This is a genomic window from Cysteiniphilum sp. 19S12-1 (assembly GCF_052030685.1).
In the GTDB taxonomy this organism is placed as follows: domain Bacteria; phylum Pseudomonadota; class Gammaproteobacteria; order Francisellales; family Francisellaceae; genus Caedibacter.
In genome coordinates this window covers 71,342-94,733 of the sequence record NZ_JBQAJM010000004.1, presented here as the reverse complement: position 1 = coordinate 94,733, position 23,392 = coordinate 71,342, and the positions used below count along the sequence as shown (strand labels likewise).

The window sequence follows — 23,392 nt, the reverse complement described above, 5'->3', positions numbered from 1 at the left end:
AAGTGCTCACCGTACCCTTAGCGTAAGTCGAGGCGATGCACTGAGCATCAGTCGAAGTGGGTAAGCTTGGGAAAATCACACTTCATAGAGGCTTCGACTTACGCTCAGCCAACGCTTACAAAATCAAAGTGGGTAGTAATATGGTCATAGCCTAATTCACAAATGGAAAATCATTTTTTGATGAATTTAATTCATCAAAAAATATAAAAAATGAATTTTATCTATCATTAAGGCTTTGCTATCGTTGAGCTTCGTTTGGATTAACAAATAAGCACCTAGATGAAGCTAAGTCATGTCGACATTGTTATTGCTAATAGTACGCATTGTCATTTTGCCAGTGTGATTGCCGCACAGATTGAAGAAAGTGCTAAGCAAAGAAAGACCGGTATTGCCAAGCGTAGTGTGAACTATTTGCAGCAAAAAATACGCTCAAAACATGCAGTGATTGCCATTGATCGCCTGCTTAATCAGATTGTAGGCTTTTGTTATATCGAGTCATGGCAAGATAAAGCATATGTGTCTAATTCAGGCTTAATTGTTTTCCCAGAATATCGCAATTTAGGTTTATCCAAAGCCTTGAAGTCAAAAGCATTTATGTTAGCGCGTGAATATTACCCTAATGCCAAGATCTTTGGGTTAACGACCAATCCGCAGGTGATGCGTATTAACTATGAGTTGGGTTATGAACCCGCAGCTTTTACTGGCTTAACGACCGATAAAACATTTTGGCAAGGATGCATGAGTTGCGTGAACTTCGCTATTTTACAAGCCAAAGAATATCAAAACTGTTTATGCACGGGGATGCTTTACGATCCACAAAGAAAACAAAAGCAAAAAGAACAGCAAGAGCAAGGTGTATTACAAAAGAATCAAGATAATAAAAAGGAGCAATCAATGAAGGTTATTGTCGCGTTTAGTGGAGGTTTGGATACAAGTTTCTGTGTTAAGTATTTGCAACAAGAGCATGATTTGGAAGTGCATACAGTAACAGTTAATACAGGTGGTTTTAGCTCGATTGAATTAGCACAGATTGAACGCCGGGCTTATCAATTGGGCGCGAAAACGCATCAAAGTATTGATGTCACAAAAGATTTTTATCAGGAATGTGTTAAGTTTTTGATCTTTGCCAATGCATTAAAGAATAACTGTTATCCTTTATCTGTCAGTGCTGAGCGCGCTTTTCAGGCAATGACGATTGCTAAGGTAGCAAATGCTATGGGTATTACTAAGATTGCACATGGTTGCACGGGAGCCGGTAATGATCAAGTACGTTTTGATCTGATGTTTCATATATTATCGCCAGAAGCTCAAATTATCACCCCCATTCGTGATTTGAAATTATCACGTGCAGCAACGCAAGAATATTTAATTAATTCAGGTGCAAGTTGCAGTGAAAGTAGCAAAAACTATTCGATTAATAAAGGCTTATGGGGCACCTCTGTTGGTGGTGTTGAGACTTTAAGTTCACATTTATATTTAAAAGATGAGGCTTGGCCAACTCAGGTGAGCAAAACACAAGATGATCAACAAACGCTAAAGATTAGCTTTATCAATGGCGAGCCCATTGCCTTAAATGACGAATTATCAAATTCAATTCAAGTCATTCAAAAGCTTAATGACATTGCTAGTCAATATGGTATTGGTCGTGACATTCATGTCGGTGACACCATTATCAATATCAAAGGACGTGTCGGCTTTGAGGCTCCTGCACCGTTGATCCTGATAAAGGCACATCATTTGTTGGAAAAACATGTACTGACTAAAGCGCAGCTTAAAATTAAAACAAGCTTAAGTGATACCTATGCTGAGATGGTGCATGAAGGACAGTTTCTTGATCCGGCAGCACGAGATATTGAAGCATTGCTCTTATCTACGCAGGCAAAGGTCACAGGAGATGTGTTTGTGAAACTTTATCCACTTCACTTTGTATTATTAGGTGTGCAATCTGAGCATGATTTAATGCAGGTACAACATGCCAAATATGGTGAGGAAAATGCAAGCTTCAGTGGTGATGATGTCAAAGGATTTACTAAAGTGATGAGCACACAACTTGCTGCTTATTATCAATTGCAGAATAAAGATAAATCAGTCAAGACAACGCAATTAAGCTCAATCAAAGCAGCGGTAACAGGGTAAGGTTTTATGATGGCGCATAATAACAAAATAACAGGCAAAATAAATGTCGGTATTTTAGGCGGGGCAGGCTATACCGCCGGTGAGCTTTTGCGTTTACTTACCCATCACCCGCAGGTTGATATTCAATTTATACATAGTACCTCACAAGCTGGTGAGTTAATCGCTAAAACACACCATGATTTCTATCTGATCGATAATAAACGCATATTTGATAAAGAGATAAATTATAATGTCGATGTCGTGTTTTTATGTGTGGGTCATGGGCAAGCTAAAGAAGCGCTTAAATCCCATCGATTTAAAGCGGATACTAAGATAATTGATTTAAGTCAGGATCATCGAGATACACAAGCCAATCCAGAGTTTGTCTATGGTTTGGCAGACATTAAGCAAACTACCATTGCAGCAGCATCCAATATTGCCAATCCAGGGTGTTTTGCCACAGCAATACTTCTGGCATTAACGCCTTTTCGTGATTATGTTGATGGAGATGTTCATATTAATGCCATTACTGGTTCAACAGGTGCTGGAGTAATGCCGAGTGAAACCTCACATTTTAGTTGGCGCACCAATAACATGTCTGTCTATAAAGCATTCTCGCATCAGCATCTGACTGAAATTAAACAGGCACTTAAATTATCAGCAAATAATCAACTATTATTTGTGCCAATGCGAGGGAATTTTAGTCGTGGCATTTTTGCTTCGATTTACTTTAAATCAGATTTAACTGAAGTAAGCGCACAACAAATCTTGCAAGCATTCTATGATCAAAGCGCCTTTGTCAAAGTACTTGATCATGAACCTGATTTAAAGATGGTTGTTAATACTAATGGCTGTTTATTATCTGCAAAAAAACATGGTGATTATCTGCATGTTGTCAGTGTCATTGATAATTTGATTAAAGGGGCTTCAGGGCAGGCCGTGCAGAATATGAATCTTATGTTTGGCTTGCCAGAAGAATTAGGTTTGTCCCTCAAAGCCAGTGTTTTTTAAGGTGTTGTTATGAATTTATATGAAGTATATGAGCGTTATCCAATTGCATTGAGCAAAGCTCAAGATTTATATGTTTGGGATGAAAATGGTCAACAATATCTTGATCTATATGGTGGACATGCGGTGATCTCGATTGGGCATAGTCATCCGCATTATATTGAAAGAATCACTCAACAGTTGCAGCATATTGGCTTTTATTCCAATAGTGTTGAGATGCCGATGCAGCAGCATCTGGCAGATAAACTTGCACAATTAAGTGGTTGTCATAATTACCAGTTATTTTTAGTTAACTCAGGGGCGGAAGCGGTAGAAAATGCACTTAAACTTGCCGGCGTTGTAACAAATCGCAAAAAAGTAATTAGCTTTAATAAAAGCTTTCATGGACGTACCAACCTTGCTTTAGCCGTTACTGATAATCCAGCAATTCAATCACCATTCTCTGGAAACTTTCATACTGTCAGTGTGCCGTTAAATGATATAGATGCGTTGACAAAAGCGATGGATAATGACGTGGCAGCAGTGATTGTTGAAGGTGTCCAAGGCATTGCTGGTATCTATGAGCCGGATATGCATTTTCTACAGACTGCAAGTGACTTATGTCAAGAGCACGGTGCAAAATTGATTGTTGATGAAATTCAATCTGGCTTTGGACGCACAGGTGTGTTTTTTAGTTTCCAGCAATCAGGGATTAAACCGGATTTAATTACCTTTGCTAAGGGGGCGGGCAATGGTTTTCCTGTTGGTGGCATGTTGATCAAAGATAATATCCCAGTATTGAAAAATATGTTAGGTACAACCTTTGGTGGCAGTTATCTTGCCTGTGCTGCGATGTTGGCTGTACTTGAAGTTATCGACTATGAAGCACTTATTGATAATGCCAAACAACAAGGAACTTATTTAAAAGAGCAATTGTTGCAAATCCCAGAGGTCACAACCGTGCGCGGGCGTGGGCTTATGCTAGGTGTTGAATTTAGCTTAGATTGCAAAGCAATTCGTGATGCGCTTTTAAAGCAAAAGCATATATTTACTGGTGTGGCTCAAGCAGGGGAAGTGATGCGTTTACTGCCTGCACTGACGATTCAGAAATCGCATATTGATGCATTTATTGTGGCATTAAAAGAAGTGATTGAAGCTGAGCATTCATCTAAAAGTGTTAACCGCACCCTGAGCAAAGTCGAAGGGTAATTTAATAATAAGACAGCATAAGCTTCATCAACTGGTACCTCTCCCCTTGAGGGATTGCTCGTGCAGCTTAAGCTGTACGGGTGAGGGGTAACATTTATAATGGCTTCGACTAACGCTCAGCCAACGCAAATATAAAGGCTTCGACTAATGCTCAGCCAACAGAGAATTCATAAGATAAAAGAAACACACATTTTAGGAGTAAAACAAACATGCAGCAGTATTTAAGTATTAAAGATATTGATAATATCCAAGAAGCGATTCAATCATGCATTGAGATTAAGCAAAACCCCTATGCCAATGGTAAGCTAGGGGTGCATAAAACTTTAGGTATTATTTTTCTAAATCCGAGTTTGCGCACCAAGATTTCAACGATAAAAGCGGCACAAAATATTGGTTTAAATGTATTACCGATTGATGTCAATAATGGCTGGGCATTGGAGTTTAACGAAGGTGTGGTGATGAATGCCGATAAACCTGAGCATATCAAAGAGGCAGCACAAGTTATTGCAAGCTATTGTGATATTGTTGCGATTCGCTCATTTGCCAAGCTCAATGACAAAGAGCAAGATTACCAAGAGCAAATCTTTAGCGCATTTAACAAATATACGGATTGCCCAATAGTGAATTTAGAGTCAGCCTTGCGTCATCCTTTGCAGAGTCTGGCTGATATTCTAACGATTGAAGAGTATAAAAAGCCAAATCATCCTAAAAAATCTAAAAAATCTAAAAAACCAAAAGTTGTGTTAAGTTGGGCGCCTCATGTTAATGCCTTGCCGCATGCCGTGGCAAATTCGTTTGCTGAGAGTATGCAACTGATGGATTATGACTTTGTGGTGACACATCCTGAAGGCTATGAGTTGGATTTAGAATTTATCGGTGATGCTCAAGTGGTATATGATCAGGATGAAGCATTGAAAGATGCCGATTTTATTTATGTCAAGAATTGGTCAAGCACTAAAGAATACGGCAAGGTCATAAATACCGATGATAAATGGATGATTACTCAAGAGAAGCTGAAAAATGCCCCCAATGCCAAGGTGATGCATTGCTTACCTGTTAGACGTAATTTAGTGATTGCTGATGAGGTGCTTGATTCTGAATGCTCAATCGTCATTGAGCAAGCCGAGAATCGACTGTATGCCGCTCAATATGTATTATCTGAAATTGTTAATGCGTTAAAGGTGCAACATCCAAAAGCGCCATTATTAGCTGAAAAGGTTTATGCTGATGAAGTTGAATAAAGTGCTTAATATTATCAAATTAGGTGGGCGGGTAATTGATGATGAAAATAAGCTCAATACGCTATTACATGCTATTTCGCAGCAAAATGATCCATGTGTTATTGTGCATGGCGGTGGCGATCAGGTCAGCCAATTAGCCAAGCGTCTGGGTGTTGAGTATACCTTTATTAATGGCCGGCGTGTGACTGATCAAGCGTCATTAGAGTTGGTGATGATGGTATTGGCTGGAATGATCAATAAACAGATGGTGGCTAAGTTGCAAGCCAAGGGTGTTAAGGCTTGGGGATTAAGTGGTGTCGATGCAAATTTGCTACTAAGTAACAAACGCGGAACTAAGATGCATGACTTTGGTTTTGTGGGCGATGTGAAAGCCGTCAATAGTAATGTATTAATTGATTTGATTAATAATGGCTTTTTACCTGTCATCTCACCAATTACGCATGATGGCAAGGGACAGCTTTTAAACACCAATGCTGACACAGTGGCATATCAGATTGCAAAAGCATTAGCGCATCAATATCAGGTCAATTTATATTATTGTATGGATTTGGCAGGGGTTTATAAGGATATAGCCAATCCCGACTCATTAATTGAAGCCTTAGATCTAAATGTCTATCAACGTTTAAAAGCAGAAGATAATATTCAGCAAGGCATGTTGGTTAAACTTGAGAATTGCTTTGATGCGTTAGCTTCTCACGTTTATCAAGTGGTGATTAGTAATGCGGATAATATTGCTCGCACCTTGCAAGGCGAGAAAGGTAAAGGAACGGCAATCAGATTGGCAGAGGAGGTTTGCTAGATGATAAACGATATGAGTCCATGTTCAGATGTATTATCAGAAGATATAACACATAAACAAGCGGAAGCCTTGGCATTACTCAAGTGTTTAATTGAAATCCCATCGGTTTCAAAGGACGAAGCACAAAGTGCGGCGTTTATTCAACAATGGCTATTTGAACGCGGTATCCCTAGTACCTTAGTTGGTAATAATGTGTGTGCTAAAAATAAATATTTTGATGATAAGAAACCATCCGTTTTACTGATTTCGCATCATGACACGGTGCCACCGAGTAAGAGCTATACTCGTGATCCATATTGTGCAGAGATAATTGATGGCAAGTTATATGGTTTGGGATCGAATGATGCCGGTGGTGCATTAGTGAGCATGATAGCTACGTTTAGTTATTTTTATCAAAGGGAAGATTTACCTTTTAATTTATTATTATGCGCGGCTGCCGAAGAAGAGATCTCAGGTAGAAATGGTGCCGAGTTGGCGTTGACATTTTTTGATGCTATTGATTTTGCGATCGTTGGTGAGCCAACCAGTATGGAGCTTGCCATTAGTGAAAAGGGGTTGATGGTTTGTGATTGTATTGCCCATGGCAAGACAGGGCATGCGGCACGCAATGAAGGGGATAATGCAATATTAAAAGCTGTTGATGATATTAATTGGATTAATAATTATCAATTTGCACAAACTTCAGAGACATTGGGTGATGTGAAAATGAGTGTGACGATGATCAACGCTGGTGTGAAGCACAATGTTGTCCCTGAAAAATGTCATTTTGTCGTTGATGTCAGATCGACGGATGCCTATGGTAATGAGGATGTATTGCACATTATGCGTCAGTATATGGCATCAGAAATTACACCCAGATCACTACGCATTAAAGCCAGTAAAACACCACTTGAGCATCCATTAATGCAGGCATTATTAGCAAAAGGCATCAACAGTTATGGTTCGCCAACGACTTCAGATCAGGCGATTGTGAATTGCCCAAGTGTTAAGTTTTCACCGGGCGATTCAAAGCGCTCACATAGTGCGGATGAATTTATTTATCTTGAGCAAATCAACGAAGGCGTTGAATTTTTTATCACGTTTTTTAATGAATTAAGGGATAAGTCATGGCAGAAGTAGTTAATAAAAAAACGCAACAAAAACAAGAAAAACAACAAAAACAAAAACTCTGGGGTGGGCGTTTTAGTGAGGATAATAATCCTTTATTTGTGCGCTTTAATGAATCATTGAGTTTTGATTATCGACTGTTGCCTTATGATATCAAAGCGACAAAAGCATTTACTGAAGCGCTTTGTGATATCGATGTTTTATCTGATAACGAATTACAGGCATTGCATCAAGCCTTAGCAGAGATCGAGCATGAGGTTAATAACAATCCGCAGCTTATTCAACAAGCTATCAATTCTGGTGTCGAGGATATTCATACCTTTGTTGAGCAGGCACTGGTTGATAAGGTAGGTGATCTTGCTTATAAAGCCAATACCGGAAGATCGCGCAATGAACAGGTATCTTGTGCGACAAGGTTATGGGTGCTTGATCATATTGAGCATTTATGTGATCTCATTAAAGGCTTACAAGCGGCTTTTGTCGCACAAGCCAAAGCAAATTTTGATGTATTTGTTATGGGTTATACGCATTTACAACAGGCGCAACCAATCACGTGGGGGCATTATTTCTTATCCTTTTATGAGATGTTGAAACGCGATTATGCGAGACTGTTAGATATTAAAAAACGCGTTAATATCTCACCTTTAGGAATGGGTGCAATTGCTGGCAATGCCTGGGCATTGGATCGCCAGAAAATGGCAGATACGCTAGGTTTTGAAAAGATTGCTCAAAACAGCCTAGATGCGGTAAGTGATCGCGATTACATTATTGAACTGCTAGCCGCGATTAGTCTTATTGGTACACATCTAAGTCGTTTTGCCGAGGATATGATTATCTATTCAACGACCGAGTTTAGCTTGATTGAAATGAGTGATTTAGTGACAACGGGTTCATCACTTATGCCGCAGAAGAAAAACCCTGATGCAATGGAGTTGGTTCGTGGTAAAGCAGGACGTTTAAATGGCTATTTGGTGGCATTATTAACAACCGTTAAAGCCTTGCCATCGGGATATAACAAAGATCTGCAAGAAGATAAAGAAGCACTCTTTGCGGCTGTTGATACTGTGAGTGACTTATTGAAAGTCACAACGATAACCGTTGAAAGCTTAGTGGTGAATAAAGATAAAAACTATGATGGCAGTTTTTGTGTGGCAACGGAGTTGGCTGATTATCTCTCTAAAAAGGGGATTGCCTTTAGAAAGGCACATCATATCGTCGGAGAAATTACCGCCTTTGCCTTAGGTCAAAATAAATCATTGGATGATTTAACCCTATCCGAGTTTCAGCGTTTTTCCGTGATGATTGATGATGATGTCTACCAAATATTAAGCATTGAATCAGCGGTGAATAGCAAAAAGGCAATAGGAGGTACGGCAGTTACCAATGTTGTAAATGCAATTTCTGCGATTGAGAAAATTATGTAAAGGTGCTAGGTGACAAGCTGCAATACCATCATGCAAAATCACTGAAGTTTATAATGTAGACAGACACTAAACACATAAAGCATAAATGGAATAACTATACACACTGGGAGTTTTGGCTTTATTTGTTATACTACCAGTCAAAATAAGCATAGATAGGACGTCATATTTCCTGCAGTACTCTATTAAGACTTAAAATAGTTCATCTGTTTTGCGACTAAAAATATTACGATGCTTTTGCGCTTCTTTTTTTTGTGATTGTGAGCGCGTTGGGAAATCACGATCGTAATTGGCGAGAAAATCACCGGCGTTACTGACGTATTCGCGTTGCTTTTTATTGTCAAAAAGGTGCAGCATTTTAAGAATAATGGACATAACTCATCTAAGTTGTTGTTTCTATTTTGTTGGCGATTATACTAGAATGCCTAACAAAAACCTATAGCACATACAACCGTAATACGATAAAACGCCGTTGTAATGAGTATAAGCATTTAGGAAAAACGATTTATGCGCCCAGGCCCTATTTTTAAAGTATTAGGCATGTTGCTGATGTTCTTTAGTTTGACGATGTTAACTCCCATCATCGTCAGCTGGGTTTATCATGAACATAATAGCGAGCCTTTTTTATCGAGTTTTTTAATTACATTGATCTCAGGACTTGTCTTTTGGGCACTTAGCTCCAAGTCAAAAAAGCAGCTGACGGTTAAAGATGGCTTTATCGTCGTGATTGCTATTTGGTCGGTGCTTGGGTTTTATGGTGCGATTCCTTATATGCTGTCAAATGGTTTGCATTTGAGCTTTTCCGATGCGGTATTTGAATCGATTTCTGGATTTACCACCACGGGTGCAACCGTCATTCATGGTCTTGATTCGCTACCCAAGAGTATCTTGTATTATCGCCAGCAAACCCAACTTTTGGGTGGTATGGGGATTATCATTTTATCTGTGGCAATTTTACCAATGCTTGGCGTTGGTGGTATGCAGCTATATCGAGCTGAGGCCAATGGACCATGGAAAGAGAATAAGTTAACGCCAAGAATTGCGGATACTGCCAAAGTGTTGTGGGGGATTTATCTCTTATTAGTCGTGCTATGTATTATTAGTTATAAATTTGGTGGTATGAATTGGTTTAATGCAATTTGTTATGCCTATTCAACGATTGGTACGGGTGGCTTTGCACCCAGTGATGCATCAATGAGTGGTCAAACGCCGTTGATTTATTCAATCTGTATCTTTTATATGATGATTAGTGCGACAAGCTTTGCACTGCACTTTACTGCATTTAAACGCATATCACTTAAAGTCTATTGGCGTGATCCTGAGTTTCGCGCCTATATCTTTTTTGCTTTTTCGATGATTGTGATTGTTGTATTAACCTTGATTTCGCAGGATGTGACCAAGAGTAATGATCGCGCGTTTTGGGATGGATTGTTTCAAGTCGCATCATTTGTCTCAAATACAGGATTTACAGCCGATGCAAATTACCATTTATGGCCATTGTTCTTGCCGATTTTGTTAATGGTCATAGGTCTTATTGGCGGATGTGCAGGTTCAAGCTCGGGCGGACTTAAGATCGTGCGCGCAGTACTTTTAAGAAAGCAAGCTTTTCGCGAAGCACGGCGCTTAGTGCATCCAGCGGGTGTTTTTCCGGTGAAGTTTGGCAATAAAGTGATGTCTGAAAGTGTGATGAGCAGTGTTTGGGGATTTGTTGCTGCTTATTTTATTTTATTCGTTATCTTGTGGTTATGCATGATGGGGGTTGGGATTGATTCAGTAACGGCATTCTCGGCTGTGGCAGCAAGTATCTCGAACCTAGGGCCTGGTCTTGGTCAAGTTGGGGTGAATTATGCCACCTTACCGACCGAGGCGCATTGGATCTTGAACTTCGCGATGCTCTTAGGGCGTTTAGAAGTATTTACCATTTTAGTATTATTCACCCCAGATTTTTGGCGTCGATAGCTAGGACATCGGTTGTTGTATGGTGTTGTATTTCTTAAGTTCCTCCGCATCAATTATTCCACAATTAAAGAGTTTGGTTAATGCTTGTTCTAGGGTTTGCATGCCTTTGTTTTGACTGGTTTGCAATACATTATAAAGCTGAGGGATTTTATTCTCACGAATAAGGTTACGCACTGCCGTATTAGCAATGAGCACTTCATGAGCTGCGACACGTCCGCCTTCTTTTTTACGAATAAGCCGCTGAGCAATAACAGCTTGTAAAGACTCTGAGAGCATCGAGCGAATCATTGGTTGTTCATCTCCTGGAAAGACATTAATAATCCGATCAATGGTTTTGGGTGCAGATGAAGTATGCAAAGTGGCAAATACCAAATGCCCAGTTTCAGCGGCGGTTAACGCCAGACGAATGGTCTCAACATCACGCATTTCACCGACCAAAATATAATCAGGGTCCTCTCGTAGTGCTGCACGAAGGGCTGCATTAAAACTTAAAGTATCACGCTTTACCTCACGTTGATTGATGAGGCACTGCTGTGATTTATGAGTGAACTCAATCGGATCTTCAATCGAGATAATATGCCCTTTTTCGGTTTTGTTAATATGATCAATCATTGCTGCAAGTGTCGTACTCTTACCACTACCGGTGGGCCCGGTAACGACAATCAGTCCATGCGGCTTATGCATGAGCTCTTTGAAAATCTCAGGGGTTTCAAGCTCATCCAATGTGTAAACATTCTCAGGGATCACGCGAAAAACAAGGGCACTGCCACGATCTTGTTTAAACGCATTCACCCTAAAGCGCGAATGAAGCTCTGGCAAATGGACAGAAAAATCATATTCTAGCGTTTCTTGAAAATGTTGATATTGCTCCAAGGTCATGACTTCATGCAAGTAGCTCTCAAGGTTTTCTTCAGTTAATAGCTCAGCACTGGCAGACTCAATATGTCCATCAACACGCAGTTTAACTTTAGCGCCACTAGAGAGGTGTAAATCCGATGCCTTTTTGCTAATACAAAGCGATAATAATTCCGTGAGGTTCATGTTAAGATATCCTTCTTACTAACTATACACTCTAAGACTATAGCAGATGAATTATGATCAAGAAGCGCAATTGCGACAAAATTTATCTAAGCTACAACAACGGATTGAATCATTAGTGGTACAAAGGACAACTAAACCAAAATTGTTAGCCGTATCAAAAAAACAGTCTATTGAGGCAATGCGTGTGATTTATGATGCGGGTATGCGCACATTTGCTGAGAGCTTTGTGCAGGAAGCAATTGATAAGATCTCCGGATTGCCAGAGGACATTACATGGCACTATATTGGACGCCTGCAGTCCAATAAACTCAAAAAAATCGCGCAACATTTTGATTGGCTGCATACGCTAAGCAGCATTGAATACGCTCAAAAATTACAGCGCCACTGTGCGGAAATTGATAAAACAATACAGGTGCTAATTCAGGTTAATGTTGATCTTGAACCACAAAAATCAGGCATTATGCTCAATGATTGCGATGCAATAGAGGGTTTAGTTGACTATATCGTTAAATATTGTCCTAATCTCAAGCTTCGCGGTTTGATGTGTATGCTTGAATATACTGGAGAGTATGATAAAGAGTTAGCGAGCTTTTATAAACTGGTTGAGTGTAAAGATAAGATAAACCAAAAGTTTAAGCTTAACCTGCAAGAGTTATCCATGGGTATGAGTGGTGATATGCCCGCAGCGATTGCCGCGGGTAGCACAATGTTACGTATTGGAAGTACTATTTTTGGTGGGCGTAAATAGCGAGACTAGGATGTTAAAGAAGATCTTTTGGAGTTTGAGTGCCGCACTTGTGATTGTCATTGTGGTTATTGCCTTAATTAAGCGCCAAGCTGAGGCGAGGGTTGATCCTCAAGCGAAAGATTTTGCTAATGTTGTCGTCTTTGGCGATAGCTTAAGTGATAGTGTTTATCATGGACAAGGTGTTGGCAATAACTATTGGGTTAAACCCAGTGGTATTACAGATAAAATGGGTGCACCAATTACGAGTGAGTTGAGTCCAAATGATAAAAGTCGCAAGACGTGGCTTAATTATATCTTAGCTGAGCTGCCAACGAGTGCAGGAGATAAGTTTTACAATATTAAAGCATTAAAGCCTAATATGGCTTTTGATCATAATGCGTCTTTTGCAACCGCCTCGGCTGAGACCGGTGATTATTATCTAACGGATACAACATGGGCACCTGATACGAGTGAACAGTGCTTGCATGGCGTGGGTGATTATGGCGCTTATAATTGTGTGCCTGGCGTGTTAAAGCAGCTACAATTATATCTTGCCAATGTCAATAACAAGCCTAACCCCAAAACGCTTTTTATTTTATGGGCGGGAGGCAATGATTTTTATCAAAATATCGTACGTATTGCGTCAAACAATGGTCAAGCGCTTGCGCATCCGATTGATAATATCGTTAAAGCGGTAAAAATATTGATGCAACATGGTGTGCCTGTAGCAAATATCTACGTGCTTAATCTGCCTAATTTCTCGATGGTGCCGGCATTGACAAACTTAGTTGATGAACATATTCATAGTCATATTATGCGTCAAAGTATACTAACCATTATTTCATCCATTTCCCAAATGTATAACTTCAGTTTGCAAACTAATCTTGTGCTTCAGACTTTAGGTGAGTTCCCAGCCAATCATGTCTTTCCAATCGATCGACTGTTTTTAGATGTTTATTTTAATAAAGCCAATGTTTTGGCAAGTATTGGCATTACAAAACCTGTTGACTTAACCTGTGCTAAGGCGGAAGATTTGCCATATTGTAACGGCTATTTATTCTATAACGGTATGCACCCTACAACGATGGTGCATCGCTATTTAGCAAGTCAGCTGCTTCATTATATTCAGATGACCTAAAGCGCTCGAAGTCTTCACGTACTTCGGGTAATACACGTTGAATGCGTTGGGTTTCGGTGTTGATGAACACCCAATTGGTTTCAGCTTTGGCAACGATTTCACCACGCTGATTGATAAACTCATATTTGCGTAGTGCCGTTGAGCGCTTTATCTCATCAACCCACGTTCTAGCTTCAATGACCTCACCTAAGAAAACCTGTTTGATATAGTCAATAAAATGGGTTTTGGCAACCCATGTGCAATGGTTTTGGTGATAACGCTTGGTGTCCCAACCGCAGGCATCCGAATGCATCACGGCAATATCCTGCATCCATTTGATATAGACGATATTGCTGACATGTTGGTTGGCATCGATATGCTCCGCCATTACGTTAAAATATGTTTTGAATATTCGCATAAATTATTCCTTTAAAGGCAAAACTCCATATAGTCTAGTGATTATTATCGCTTGTTTGTTGAGTGATTTCCTGTTTATCTACTTGACGCAAAATACTGCCAGAAATACCAGCTGCTTCAACTTTGTGTTTGATGACATCACCATCACGCTTATTATAGACAGGTCCCACATCCAAGCGATACCAATCGCCTACTTTTTTAATGGTTGGCTTAAGACCTGCCAAAATAAGCTTAGCACGCGTGGCATTGGCATCACTTTGATTGCGATATGAACCAACTTGCAGCATATAGGTATAGCGATATTGCTTTAGTTTGTCAGGGTTAGCATCGACTTGTACGGTCTTGTTAGTCAGTGTGTTATAAAAAGTAAACGTTAAAGGCTGATCGTCATCTTTTTTGTTGTCAGTTTTGCTGTCATTTACTTTTTTGCTGTTTGTTGCAGCGGTCTCTTTTGCTTCTTTTGCTTCTTTTACACTGTTCTCATTCGCTGGAGGCACGCTAACGCCAGAGGTGTTGGCAGGTTGATGTGCTTCTTGAGTTGACTTACTGTCTGCTATGGCATTATCTTGTTTTTGATTGTTTTGCCCTTTAGTCTCACTGGCATTAACAGCTGTTTTGGGTGAGACATTTACCGTTTGTGCAGTCGTTGTTGCGGTGGCATCTTTGGATTCATTACCCCAATAAAAGCTAACAATAAAAGCAATAATCAATACGAGTAACAAAAGTGCGAGAATGATTTTCCTGATGGCTAATGAGGATTGCGTACGAGGCTTGTTATCTGCGGTACTCTTTTTACTTTTTTTATTGCTTTTAGCAGTAGTTGATGAGTTGTTTTTAGCAAAATCACGCATTGTAGAGAAGCTTGCCTTTTATTTATGGATTGTTTTTTAAAGGTATGCTAGAGATTTTAATAAGAACTTGCCAAAGTATAAAGTAGGTTTGTGCACTTTATCTGATTAACTGATTGCGTTTATAGCGTTTTACGTTAGAGTGATGCAAAAAGGTATTTAATGATATCAAGTGATGGAAGTACAAAAAAAGCATGTAAATATTAAACTGTTAGATGGTGACGGTGGCGCTAAAGAAATCACCGAAAAAGATATTCCCTCAGTTATGGCGGCATCATCTGGCATTATCTGGCTGCATCTGGATTTAACGCAAGCGGCTGATTTTTTAAATGAATATCAAGTGATTCCTGAAAAAATCATCGATATGCTATGTGCCAAAGAAACCAGACCACGCATTTTGGTGCTTGATAATGGCATGTTGGCAACTTTTCGCGCGATTAATCTTAATAAGGGGCAGAAGCCTGAAGATATGACATCGATCCGCATGTGGTTAAGCGAGCACTTAATTATTACCGTCAAACGTCGAGAACTACACTCGATTGCGGAGATTAACAATATGCTACGCTCAAATGCGGGACCCTGTGCGACAAGCGAGTTTTTGAATATTTTATTGATGCATATTACCGAGCATACCGATCAGCTGGTTGATAGCTATGATGGTAAACTCGATGACATCGAGCTTCTGATTAAGAAGGAGCGATCGATTGAGTTATCCGATAAGGTCAATGCGATTTGTAAAAAGGTCATTAAAATCAGACGCTATATTTTGCCGCAGCGCGAAGCGATATTGGCCATTTCAGCGAATAAACTGTCATGGCTAAGTGATGAGGACGTCTTTGAATTAAGACAAGTACTCGATGCGAATATGCGTCTATTGGAAGATTTGGATGCGATGAAAGATAGAAGCTTAATTATCCAAAATGAAATTCATGCCTATGAGCAAACACAGATGAATCAGCGTATGTATATCTTATCGATGATTAGTGTGGTTTTTATCCCATTAGGGTTTATCACCGGTCTTTTGGGTATTAATGTTGCCGGGATTCCAGGGGCTGAATCGCATTATGGCTTTATTATTGTCTGCTCCATACTTGCGTTGATTATGGTGGGTTATATTGCCATTATGCGTAAAATACGTTGGATTTGATTGACTTTGATTTTTTCTGTACCACTAGCGTCAATCCTTGTTAAAATGCGTCGAAGTTTAATCAATAGAGTCATTTTAAATGTCAGTTATTAAAGTAGAAGATTTCATTCAAAGTGTTGCCGATGGATTGCAATTTATTTCTTATTATCACCCTAAAGACTTTGTGCAAGCGATGTATCGCGCTTATGAGTATGAAGCATCAAAGCCAGCAAAAGATGCGATTGGTCAGATTTTGATAAACTCACGCATGGCAGCTTATGGTCATCGCCCGATTTGTCAGGATACCGGTATGGTCTGTGCCTTTGTTAAAGTCGGGATGGAGGCAAAGCTTGATCGCACTGATCGCACGATTACTGAACTTGTCAATGAAGGCGTGCGTCGCGCGTATTTAAATGCCGATAATCCGCTTCGAGCATCCATGGTCAATCCACCACATGGCGCGCGTAAAAATACCAAAGACAATACCCCTGCAATTGTACATATTGATATGGTATCAGGATCTAATATCGAGGTTGAATTAGCAGCTAAAGGCGGTGGTTCTGAATTTAAATCAAAGTTTAAAGTCCTAAACCCCAGTGATAGCATTGTTGATTGGGTGCTTGAGATGTTGCCAACAATGGGTGCGGGTTGGTGTCCGCCGGGTATTATCGGTATTGGTATTGGTGGCACAGCGGAAAAGGCGATGCTATTAGCCAAAGAGTCATTAGGTGAAGAGATTGATATGCATGAGATTCTTGAGCGTGGTGCGCAGACTGAGCTTGAGAAATTACGTGTTGAGCTTTATCACAGAATCAATGATCTAGGCATTGGTGCGCAAGGCTTGGGCGGATTGACAACGGTACTTGATGTCAAAATCCATGAATACCCAACGCATGCAGCATGTAAACCTGTGGCACTCATTCCAAATTGCGCAGCAACGCGCCATGTGCACTTTACCCTAGATGGCTCAGGTGTTGCGCAATTACCTGTACCAAAATTAGAAGATTGGCCTGAAATTACTGAAACTAATAAATCACAAGTGCGTCGCGTCGATTTAAATACCTTAACGCAAGCCGATATTGAAAATTTAAAACCAGGTGAAACATTACTATTAAATGGCAAGTTATTAACAGGTCGTGATGCCGCACATAAGCGTATTATGGATATGGTGAAAAATGGCGAGCCATTGCCAGTTGATTTAAAAGGTAAATTTATTTATTACGTGGGACCAGTTGATCCTGTGGGTGATGAGGTGGTCGGTCCTGCGGGTCCTACAACGGCAACGCGGATGGATAAGTTTACTGATTTTATGTTGAGTGAAGTTGGTATTGCCGGCATGGTCGGTAAAGCCGAGCGTGGTCAGGCAACGATTGATTCTATCAAAAAACATAAAGCCGTTTATTTAATGGCAGTTGGTGGAGCGGCTTATCTTATCTCTAAATCGATTCGTAAGGCTCGTGTTATTGGATTTGAAGATCTGGGAATGGAGGCAATTTATGAGTTTGAAGTTGAGGATATGCCAGTAACTGTTGCTGTTGATAGTCAAGGCACTTCAGTGCACCAAACAGGTCCCAAAGAATGGAAAGTGAAAATTGCTGAGATGAAACTATAGTCACCTATCAGCACTATTTCTCGTTCCCTGAGCAAAGTCGAAGGGGGAATGCTGATACGAGATGGCTTCGACTAGCGCTCAGCCAACGACTCTACATGGAAGAAAGATAAAGAAGCAGAAATAGCAAAATAATGACAAAAGCATAATGAGTTAATTACCCCTCACCCGCGCAGCTTAGGCTGCACGACCTCTCCCTCAAGGGGAGAGGTAAAAATATGCAAATATTTCCCAAGCAATAATACTGTTTGTCCCCTGAGCTAAGTCGAAGGGGTAATGCTTAATAAGAAATGGCGCTCAGCCAACGACTGCATGTGAAAGGCGATCAGGAGAAATGCTTATAACTGAAAGGAAAAACAGAAAATAGGGTAGTCGCTACCCTATGAACTGGTCAGGAAGCACGGTGTCTTTGAATGTTAAGGCGCTAAGTAGCAACGCCAATATAGTGATTAAGATTGCTAAAGCTAACCCAAGTAATAGTAATGAAACATGGTTTAATGTCTATGTTGATAATAAGCTAGCAAAAGTTGCACGCACTTCACTGCTTCAGACGCCTACTAGTGCCATTAAACTCGATAACACATCAGCCACGGATGTTGATATTGATCTAAGTCTGGATTCAACGCTAGATTTATCAAAAGCGCATAATATCAAATTGGTTCAATTAAATGAGGCGGATGCAAAGCAGACACCATTCTTTTACTCGCCTTTCTATGTGCAGTCGGTAACGTTAAATAATGCTGAGTTAGTTGAGAAGTATGCTGATCTTAAGAAAATTGTGTTTTATGGTGACTCGATTACAGCAGGCTTTCAAGATAGTAATAATGATGGTGGTGCAAGTGGCAATATTGGCTATGCAAATATTGCAATCTCTTATGCCTTTCAAAGCGTTGAACGATTAAATGCACAGGGTTGGCATATTGATCCAAGCTTTATTGCGCTCTCAGGAATATCATTAACACCAGGCTCCTATTGGGGGCATTCTACCATGTTTACATATTATGACAGCAGTAGCTATAACACCGATCAGCACAATAAGCCAATCACTAGCGAGAATGCCGATATTGTTGTGATTAATCTTGGCACCAATGACACCTTTGTTGCCGACCAAAGTAAATATCAACAAGCATTGCAGCAATTTGTTGAGAAAGTGCAAGCATTAAATTCACATGCCAAAATTGTGTTGGACTTATGGGGATTTCGTCCTGACTATGTGCCGATGTATCAGCAGTATTGGCAGGCAGAGGCAAATATCGCAGGACAATGTGCAACGCCTAAAAATCTCAATTTTAATGGAAAAACAATAAGCTGCTTTGTTGATCGTCGCTTACCAAGTGATGGCTCAGGTAGTGGGCATCCAACAAAGGCTTATGCTTATCAACATGCACAAGCTTTATCGGCTTATCTAAATAATATTCTTAAGGCTGAAAAACCTGTTGATGTATCACACAAATACAGCTGTCCTCAATCATTGCATATTGGCGCTTACATTCTTGATCATAATCACAAGCCATTAAATGGTTGGGGTGCCTATCTTGGGACTCTGGCAGTTGATAAAAATACTTTAAGTTGCAGTAATACGGCAAAACAAGGTGTTAAAGCATGTATTGCTAGTGATCCAACTTATCCCAAGCTGGTGTGTTATGATCAACTTCACGATAGTTACTATCAGGCGGCAGGTTACTTAAACCAAAGCTGTAAAGCGGATCAAAATGGCTTAGCAGGTGATGGCTGTATACTAAACTACGCTCAATAACGGTTAGTAATGATGTATAAATAAGTTGCATTAGCTAGCACCTCGCCCCTTGTGGGATCGCTCGTGCAGCTTAAGCTGCACGGGTGAGGGGGGTAATTAAGGTTCAACTTATTCTTGGCTCATTACTTGGTCGCTGTGGTTGTATGTTTTCGAGAAAACCATGGTGTTGGATTAGCAAAAGTGCGTAACCTCAATTAGTTATACGCTCCGAAATCAAGTTGATATAATAACATTGTAGTAATGTGCACAGCTCTTGTTTTGAGTGTAAATCGAGCTTTAGTTTTATGGCATCAATCACTTTTTCAACGGTGCGTTCAGAGCGGCACAAATGGCTGGCAATGCGCTTGCTTTCCCAAGAAAACACTAAATATTTCAGATATTGCCCTTGTGTGGGTGTTAGATCGTGCATGACAATGAAGTCGTGGAAAAGATCATCATGCCTAAGCTCTGTTATTATGCTTCTGGTGTCATAGCTTGGGAAGTTTGGCGTCAGTTGTGGTGAATAAAAGTTATAAAATGCGATAATCATTTGTAGAAATGTTGCAAACCATGCACCGGTAATAAAGTCCTTATTGCTAGGGTTGGCAATTTGAAAGCAAAAAGCATCTTTATAGATATCCAAATCGTGTTCGATAACAACAGGCGTTGAGATTTCATATGGCGATGTTATTGCAATAAATGCCTTTTGATAATGAGGATTCATTAACTCAACGCGGTCATAGAAAGGATTGATGAGATTGCGATCGAGCATATGGTCATCAATATGTAGGTTTTGACGATAAAATTTTAGTGCCAACATTGGTTCTAATGTGACAATATTACGCTTCAAATCATTATGCGTGCGAATAAATGTAAAATTTAGAAGTTGCTCATTAGGCAGTGTTAAATGAAACATGCGTTTGATCGGCTGACTATATTTAATCGAAAGTTGACCGATTTCTTTGAATGTTTTTGCCTCAGTAATCCATTCTTCAAATTTTTTAATCAGAGGTGTGTTCCGAGTAGCGTTAAATAAAGCCATTTTAGGGGCTAATCACAACAGTTAATAGCAATGATATTGATCATACCTTTGATTGAATGGTTTATAAATCATTTTGGCTTGAGAAATGGTAATTTAATAAAAAAACGAGGGCGGTTTGCCGTGTGTGAATTTTTTAAAGGTGCTAATAAAAGCGCTATCGCTATGATAACCTAATGCTCGGGCAACGACAGATGTGCTTTGATGTTGCGGCAACAGCACCAAAGCATAGAGCATTTTGTACTGCTGTAGCCAGTAGGAAAATGACAGTCCCGTTTCTTTTTTGAAAATACGAGATAAATGGCGTGCGCTGAGATGCGCTTTTTGAGCGATAACTTCAATGGATACTGGTTGTGCTAGCTGCTTATCAATATAAGTGATTAAGTCACGCAGCAAAGGATGTGTTGGGAAACTTAAAGCATAGTTAGGAGCAGATTGATCATCACGCATAGCTTGTAGCAATGCTTGTGTGAAAACAGGTGCTACATCTTGACCTTGTTGATCAACCTTTAATATCAGCTGTTTAGTTAGTTCATCTGGTTTGCTAATGATAACCTCTGCGGGTAATAGTGGCATGTTTTGATCAAAGTACAGAATGATGCCATCGATATCCTGAGCGCATTCGATGCCATGAGTGATGCCTGATGGGATATAAATCGCAAAACCCGTGGGCACGATATAGACTTTATGACCGACGATAACCTTTAACACACCTTTTTGCATGTAGCTTAATTGTGCTTTATCATGTTGGTGTAATTTAGCCGTTGGCAAGCGGCTAATATCAATACTTAAAAGGTGTGCAAGCTGATTCATTATCTTATCTTAAATGAGTTAAGCCTTAGCAAAAATAATCAATAACAAACCAATAAAGTAGAAGATAAACATCCACAGCAAAAGTTTGTTAGCTGATTGCGGTGCATGCTTGAATTCGCGCCAAATAAAGACACCCCATAGAGCAGCAATCATCGTAGCACCTTGACCAAGCCCATAAGAAATGGCAGGTCCTGCAGTGCCTGCAGCAATAAAGTTCAAGCCTGTACCCAAGCCCCAAATGGCACCCCCTAAAATTCCAAAAATATGTGCTCTAAAGCTTCCTTTAAAGTATCCAGTGCCTTTAATGGGTTCGCCAATAAATGGCTTCTTCATCATCCATGTATTGATAATAAAGTTTGATAAAAATAAACCAATCGCAAAAATAACCGCGGCACTATAAGGTGTTAGTTTCCCCGCTTCAGGTGTATGGAAATTGGCAATCATCGATGCGGCAACGAAATAGTAAAATGTACCCATCAATGCGCCAGAGATTAGTGCAATAATGAGTCCTTTTTTAAATGCTGATTGTGTTAAGTGCGCTTTGAGTGTCTTATATGCCTTGGCATCAAGGATAATAGCAATAGCGACACAGATCACACCGATAGCTAAAACTAAGGCATTACCCAATGGATTGGCAATGTAATTAAGAATCACGCCAAGCACTAACGCAAGTCCAATAGCAACAGGGAAAGCCACTGCCATGCCAGCAATGTCAATGGCAGCAACGAGTAAGATATTAGCAAGATTAAAGACAATACCACCAATAAGCGCAAGTATAATCATATTGGTATTTGCCTGCGCCAGATCAACAAAAAAGCCACGTCCAATGCTGCCAGTGTTACCCAAAGTGATGGCAAGAATAAAGCTGATCAAGAGCACACCAATAGCATAATCCCAATAGAAATATTGAAACGCCCATTGTTTGCCTGTTGCTTTTTGAAGGTTTGCCCAAGATCCCCAACAAAGCATTGTGATAATACAAAATAAAATCGCCAGTCCGTAAGATTGCGCGAAAAACATAAGAAAACTCCTGTTAAATGATTGCTAAAACGCGCCAATGGTAGAGAAAATTAAATTAAAAAGATAGTGTTCTGTAAATTAAATACTGAAATGCTGTAAAATGGTTGATGGGCTAATGGCACTACCTTAAGAGGTAGCTTGTAAATATAGGCTTTGCAACGACGTTAAATCAATCATCCCTGATAAAATGGATTGCCACGCATCCATGCTCGCAATGACAGCCTCTGACTTGTCATCCGTAAGGCAAGATGGCGTGAGGATCCAATGCGGAACTGCCATGGATGGTTAGTTATTCTCCTAAAAGTAGTGCCATTAGTTTATGGGCGGTATAATATATAACTATGTTAGGGAGGATTTAGATGTATCAAGTGGAATTAGATATGCCAAAAGGATCAAATAAAGAAGCAGAAAAAGCTGAAGAAATGAGGTATCAGATTGCATTTATTGGTGACTTAAAACCTATATTTGCCAAACCTTTTGAAACACTCAAGCGCGATCCAAATATGAAATCGGGGGACAATTATCGCCACCGTGCGTTTGCTGTGGGTGATATTTTGCAGGGTGAGATTAGTGTGAGTAAGCATAGTGAAGTGTTTCACCAATCAAAAAAACTCAATAAATATCAAGGTGGAATCGATCGAAATTTCCCATTAATCGAGATGGATATTGCCAAGAAAGTGGCTAGCGACATTATCATGGCGCATATCTATCCTAGACTGCCAGCATGTGATTATCATTTTGGTATTCATCAAATTCGTATTTATACTAATGATGAAGTAACGGGAAAGCCAGCTCCTGAGGGTGTGCATCAAGATGGCTTTGATTATGTCACGGTGGTTTGTGTTGATATGCAAAATATCACGGGAGGTAATTCGCTATTGGTTGATATTAGTAATCATCAACATATCCATGTAAATCAAGTGCTCAAAGAGGGCGAGATGTTTCTCTTTAATGATCGCAAATATGCACATTATGCCTCACCAATTGTCCCCTTATTACCGGGTAATGGGCATCGTGATGTGTTTGTGATTACTATGCAGATTAAAAAATAACAAAAAGATA

At 39.9% G+C, this 23,392-nt stretch carries 22 protein-coding genes; 14 read left to right on the top strand and 8 right to left on the bottom strand.

Features of this window, described 5'->3' with window-relative positions; translation table 11 throughout:
* Nucleotides 1–279 precede the first annotated feature (279 nt).
* From argG to argH, 7 genes are all read left to right on the top strand, one after another.
* A complete protein-coding gene (gene argG / locus ACTS4L_RS02305) occupies nt 280–2,136 on the top strand; it encodes an argininosuccinate synthase (protein WP_440615408.1) in 1,857 nt (618 codons plus the stop codon).
* A 9-nt stretch (nt 2,137–2,145) separates the two neighbouring features.
* Nucleotides 2,146–3,126, top strand: coding sequence for an N-acetyl-gamma-glutamyl-phosphate reductase (gene argC / locus ACTS4L_RS02300; RefSeq protein ID WP_440615409.1), 981 nt, complete (start codon nt 2,146–2,148; stop codon nt 3,124–3,126).
* 9 nt (nt 3,127–3,135) lie between these two features.
* Complete coding sequence (locus tag ACTS4L_RS02295; RefSeq protein WP_440615410.1) at nt 3,136–4,311, top strand: aspartate aminotransferase family protein; 1,176 nt, start codon at nt 3,136–3,138, stop codon at nt 4,309–4,311.
* Nucleotides 4,312–4,520: 209 nt separating this feature from the next.
* On the top strand, nt 4,521–5,552 hold the full coding sequence (locus tag ACTS4L_RS02290) for an acetylornithine carbamoyltransferase (RefSeq protein ID WP_440615411.1): 1,032 nt from the start codon (nt 4,521–4,523) through the stop codon (nt 5,550–5,552).
* Nucleotides 5,539–6,351: an acetylglutamate kinase gene (argB, locus tag ACTS4L_RS02285; protein WP_440615412.1), complete on the top strand. Its 813-nt coding sequence runs from the start codon at nt 5,539–5,541 to the stop codon at nt 6,349–6,351. Before ACTS4L_RS02290 ends, argB begins: the two co-directional genes overlap by 14 nt.
* Nucleotides 6,352–7,470 (top strand): M20/M25/M40 family metallo-hydrolase, encoded by a 1,119-nt coding sequence (locus ACTS4L_RS02280; protein ID WP_440615413.1) that lies wholly within the window; start codon nt 6,352–6,354, stop codon nt 7,468–7,470.
* A complete protein-coding gene (gene argH, locus ACTS4L_RS02275; RefSeq protein ID WP_440615414.1) occupies nt 7,458–8,882 on the top strand; it encodes an argininosuccinate lyase in 1,425 nt (474 codons plus the stop codon). Before ACTS4L_RS02280 ends, argH begins: the two co-directional genes overlap by 13 nt.
* Before the next feature lie 189 nt (nt 8,883–9,071).
* On the opposite strand, the gene ACTS4L_RS02270 is transcribed toward argH, so the two are convergent.
* Nucleotides 9,072–9,254: a CBU_0585 family protein gene (locus ACTS4L_RS02270; protein ID WP_440615415.1), complete on the bottom strand. Its 183-nt coding sequence runs from the start codon at nt 9,252–9,254 to the stop codon at nt 9,072–9,074.
* A 132-nt stretch (nt 9,255–9,386) separates the two neighbouring features.
* On the opposite strand from ACTS4L_RS02270, the gene ACTS4L_RS02265 reads away from it, so the two are divergent.
* Nucleotides 9,387–10,838 (top strand): potassium transporter TrkG, encoded by a 1,452-nt coding sequence (locus tag ACTS4L_RS02265; protein ID WP_440615416.1) that lies wholly within the window; start codon nt 9,387–9,389, stop codon nt 10,836–10,838.
* Here ACTS4L_RS02265 and ACTS4L_RS02260 read toward each other — a convergent pair whose 3' ends face one another.
* Complete coding sequence (locus ACTS4L_RS02260; RefSeq protein WP_440615417.1) at nt 10,839–11,879, bottom strand: type IV pilus twitching motility protein PilT; 1,041 nt, start codon at nt 11,877–11,879, stop codon at nt 10,839–10,841.
* A 46-nt stretch (nt 11,880–11,925) separates the two neighbouring features.
* Between ACTS4L_RS02260 and ACTS4L_RS02255 the strand changes: the two genes are divergently transcribed.
* Both ACTS4L_RS02255 and ACTS4L_RS02250 read left to right on the top strand, forming a co-directional pair.
* Complete coding sequence (locus ACTS4L_RS02255; protein WP_440615418.1) at nt 11,926–12,627, top strand: YggS family pyridoxal phosphate-dependent enzyme; 702 nt, start codon at nt 11,926–11,928, stop codon at nt 12,625–12,627.
* A 10-nt stretch (nt 12,628–12,637) separates the two neighbouring features.
* Entirely contained in the window at nt 12,638–13,744 is a 1,107-nt protein-coding gene (locus tag ACTS4L_RS02250; protein WP_440615419.1) for an SGNH/GDSL hydrolase family protein, read from the top strand.
* On the opposite strand, the gene ACTS4L_RS02245 is transcribed toward ACTS4L_RS02250, so the two are convergent.
* Nucleotides 13,683–14,141: an acyl-CoA thioesterase gene (locus ACTS4L_RS02245; RefSeq protein WP_440615420.1), complete on the bottom strand. Its 459-nt coding sequence runs from the start codon at nt 14,139–14,141 to the stop codon at nt 13,683–13,685. The genes ACTS4L_RS02250 and ACTS4L_RS02245 overlap by 62 nt on opposite strands.
* 34 nt (nt 14,142–14,175) lie before the next feature.
* Nucleotides 14,176–14,991 carry an SPOR domain-containing protein gene (locus tag ACTS4L_RS02240; RefSeq protein ID WP_440615421.1) on the bottom strand — a complete coding sequence of 272 codons (816 nt, stop codon included), beginning with the start codon at nt 14,989–14,991 and terminating at the stop codon, nt 14,176–14,178.
* 172 nt (nt 14,992–15,163) lie between these two features.
* Here ACTS4L_RS02240 and ACTS4L_RS02235 point away from each other — a divergent pair, with 172 nt between their 5' ends.
* The 3 genes from ACTS4L_RS02235 (at nt 15,164) to ACTS4L_RS02225 (ending at nt 19,479) form a co-directional block, all read left to right on the top strand.
* The gene (locus ACTS4L_RS02235; protein ID WP_440615422.1) at nt 15,164–16,135 is read left to right on the top strand and encodes a zinc transporter ZntB; all 972 of its coding nucleotides are present in this window, start codon (nt 15,164–15,166) and stop codon (nt 16,133–16,135) included.
* Nucleotides 16,136–16,214: 79 nt separating this feature from the next.
* Nucleotides 16,215–17,726 carry a fumarate hydratase gene (locus ACTS4L_RS02230; protein ID WP_440615423.1) on the top strand — a complete coding sequence of 504 codons (1,512 nt, stop codon included), beginning with the start codon at nt 16,215–16,217 and terminating at the stop codon, nt 17,724–17,726.
* Nucleotides 17,727–18,105: 379 nt separating this feature from the next.
* The gene (locus ACTS4L_RS02225; protein ID WP_440615424.1) at nt 18,106–19,479 is read left to right on the top strand and encodes an SGNH/GDSL hydrolase family protein; all 1,374 of its coding nucleotides are present in this window, start codon (nt 18,106–18,108) and stop codon (nt 19,477–19,479) included.
* 190 nt (nt 19,480–19,669) lie between these two features.
* Here the strand turns inward: ACTS4L_RS02225 and ACTS4L_RS02220 are convergent, their stop codons facing one another.
* From ACTS4L_RS02220 to ACTS4L_RS02205, 4 genes are all read right to left on the bottom strand, one after another.
* The gene (locus ACTS4L_RS02220; protein WP_440615425.1) at nt 19,670–20,500 is read right to left on the bottom strand and encodes a helix-turn-helix transcriptional regulator; all 831 of its coding nucleotides are present in this window, start codon (nt 20,498–20,500) and stop codon (nt 19,670–19,672) included.
* A 93-nt stretch (nt 20,501–20,593) separates the two neighbouring features.
* A complete protein-coding gene (locus ACTS4L_RS02215) occupies nt 20,594–21,310 on the bottom strand; it encodes an AraC family transcriptional regulator (protein WP_440615426.1) in 717 nt (238 codons plus the stop codon).
* 18 nt (nt 21,311–21,328) lie between these two features.
* A complete protein-coding gene (locus tag ACTS4L_RS02210; protein ID WP_440615427.1) occupies nt 21,329–22,330 on the bottom strand; it encodes a GRP family sugar transporter in 1,002 nt (333 codons plus the stop codon).
* 126 nt (nt 22,331–22,456) lie between these two features.
* On the bottom strand, nt 22,457–22,609 hold the full coding sequence (locus tag ACTS4L_RS02205; RefSeq protein WP_440651663.1) for a hypothetical protein: 153 nt from the start codon (nt 22,607–22,609) through the stop codon (nt 22,457–22,459).
* Between the two features lie 80 nt (nt 22,610–22,689).
* On the opposite strand from ACTS4L_RS02205, the gene ACTS4L_RS02200 reads away from it, so the two are divergent.
* Nucleotides 22,690–23,382, top strand: a complete 693-nt coding sequence (locus tag ACTS4L_RS02200) for a 2OG-Fe dioxygenase family protein (protein WP_440615428.1) — start codon at nt 22,690–22,692, stop codon at nt 23,380–23,382.
* The last annotated feature ends 10 nt before the right edge of the window (nt 23,383–23,392 follow it).

What these genes read in the sequence shown, in the direction of transcription:
- argG (WP_440615408.1), top strand. Translation starts at nt 280, where the DNA reads ATGAAGCTAAGTCATGTCGACATTGTTATTGCTAATAGTACGCATTGT.
- argC (WP_440615409.1), top strand. Translation starts at nt 2,146, where the DNA reads ATGGCGCATAATAACAAAATAACAGGCAAAATAAATGTCGGTATTTTA.
- ACTS4L_RS02295 (WP_440615410.1), top strand. Translation starts at nt 3,136, where the DNA reads ATGAATTTATATGAAGTATATGAGCGTTATCCAATTGCATTGAGCAAA.
- ACTS4L_RS02290 (WP_440615411.1), top strand. Translation starts at nt 4,521, where the DNA reads ATGCAGCAGTATTTAAGTATTAAAGATATTGATAATATCCAAGAAGCG.
- argB (WP_440615412.1), top strand. Translation starts at nt 5,539, where the DNA reads ATGAAGTTGAATAAAGTGCTTAATATTATCAAATTAGGTGGGCGGGTA.
- ACTS4L_RS02280 (WP_440615413.1), top strand. Translation starts at nt 6,352, where the DNA reads ATGATAAACGATATGAGTCCATGTTCAGATGTATTATCAGAAGATATA.
- argH (WP_440615414.1), top strand. Translation starts at nt 7,458, where the DNA reads ATGGCAGAAGTAGTTAATAAAAAAACGCAACAAAAACAAGAAAAACAA.
- ACTS4L_RS02270 (WP_440615415.1), bottom strand. Translation starts at nt 9,254, where the DNA reads ATGTCCATTATTCTTAAAATGCTGCACCTTTTTGACAATAAAAAGCAA.
- ACTS4L_RS02265 (WP_440615416.1), top strand. Translation starts at nt 9,387, where the DNA reads ATGCGCCCAGGCCCTATTTTTAAAGTATTAGGCATGTTGCTGATGTTC.
- ACTS4L_RS02260 (WP_440615417.1), bottom strand. Translation starts at nt 11,879, where the DNA reads ATGAACCTCACGGAATTATTATCGCTTTGTATTAGCAAAAAGGCATCG.
- ACTS4L_RS02255 (WP_440615418.1), top strand. Translation starts at nt 11,926, where the DNA reads ATGAATTATGATCAAGAAGCGCAATTGCGACAAAATTTATCTAAGCTA.
- ACTS4L_RS02250 (WP_440615419.1), top strand. Translation starts at nt 12,638, where the DNA reads ATGTTAAAGAAGATCTTTTGGAGTTTGAGTGCCGCACTTGTGATTGTC.
- ACTS4L_RS02245 (WP_440615420.1), bottom strand. Translation starts at nt 14,141, where the DNA reads ATGCGAATATTCAAAACATATTTTAACGTAATGGCGGAGCATATCGAT.
- ACTS4L_RS02240 (WP_440615421.1), bottom strand. Translation starts at nt 14,991, where the DNA reads ATGCGTGATTTTGCTAAAAACAACTCATCAACTACTGCTAAAAGCAAT.
- ACTS4L_RS02235 (WP_440615422.1), top strand. Translation starts at nt 15,164, where the DNA reads ATGGAAGTACAAAAAAAGCATGTAAATATTAAACTGTTAGATGGTGAC.
- ACTS4L_RS02230 (WP_440615423.1), top strand. Translation starts at nt 16,215, where the DNA reads ATGTCAGTTATTAAAGTAGAAGATTTCATTCAAAGTGTTGCCGATGGA.
- ACTS4L_RS02225 (WP_440615424.1), top strand. Translation starts at nt 18,106, where the DNA reads ATGAACTGGTCAGGAAGCACGGTGTCTTTGAATGTTAAGGCGCTAAGT.
- ACTS4L_RS02220 (WP_440615425.1), bottom strand. Translation starts at nt 20,500, where the DNA reads ATGGCTTTATTTAACGCTACTCGGAACACACCTCTGATTAAAAAATTT.
- ACTS4L_RS02215 (WP_440615426.1), bottom strand. Translation starts at nt 21,310, where the DNA reads ATGAATCAGCTTGCACACCTTTTAAGTATTGATATTAGCCGCTTGCCA.
- ACTS4L_RS02210 (WP_440615427.1), bottom strand. Translation starts at nt 22,330, where the DNA reads ATGTTTTTCGCGCAATCTTACGGACTGGCGATTTTATTTTGTATTATC.
- ACTS4L_RS02205 (WP_440651663.1), bottom strand. Translation starts at nt 22,609, where the DNA reads ATGGCAGTTCCGCATTGGATCCTCACGCCATCTTGCCTTACGGATGAC.
- ACTS4L_RS02200 (WP_440615428.1), top strand. Translation starts at nt 22,690, where the DNA reads ATGTATCAAGTGGAATTAGATATGCCAAAAGGATCAAATAAAGAAGCA.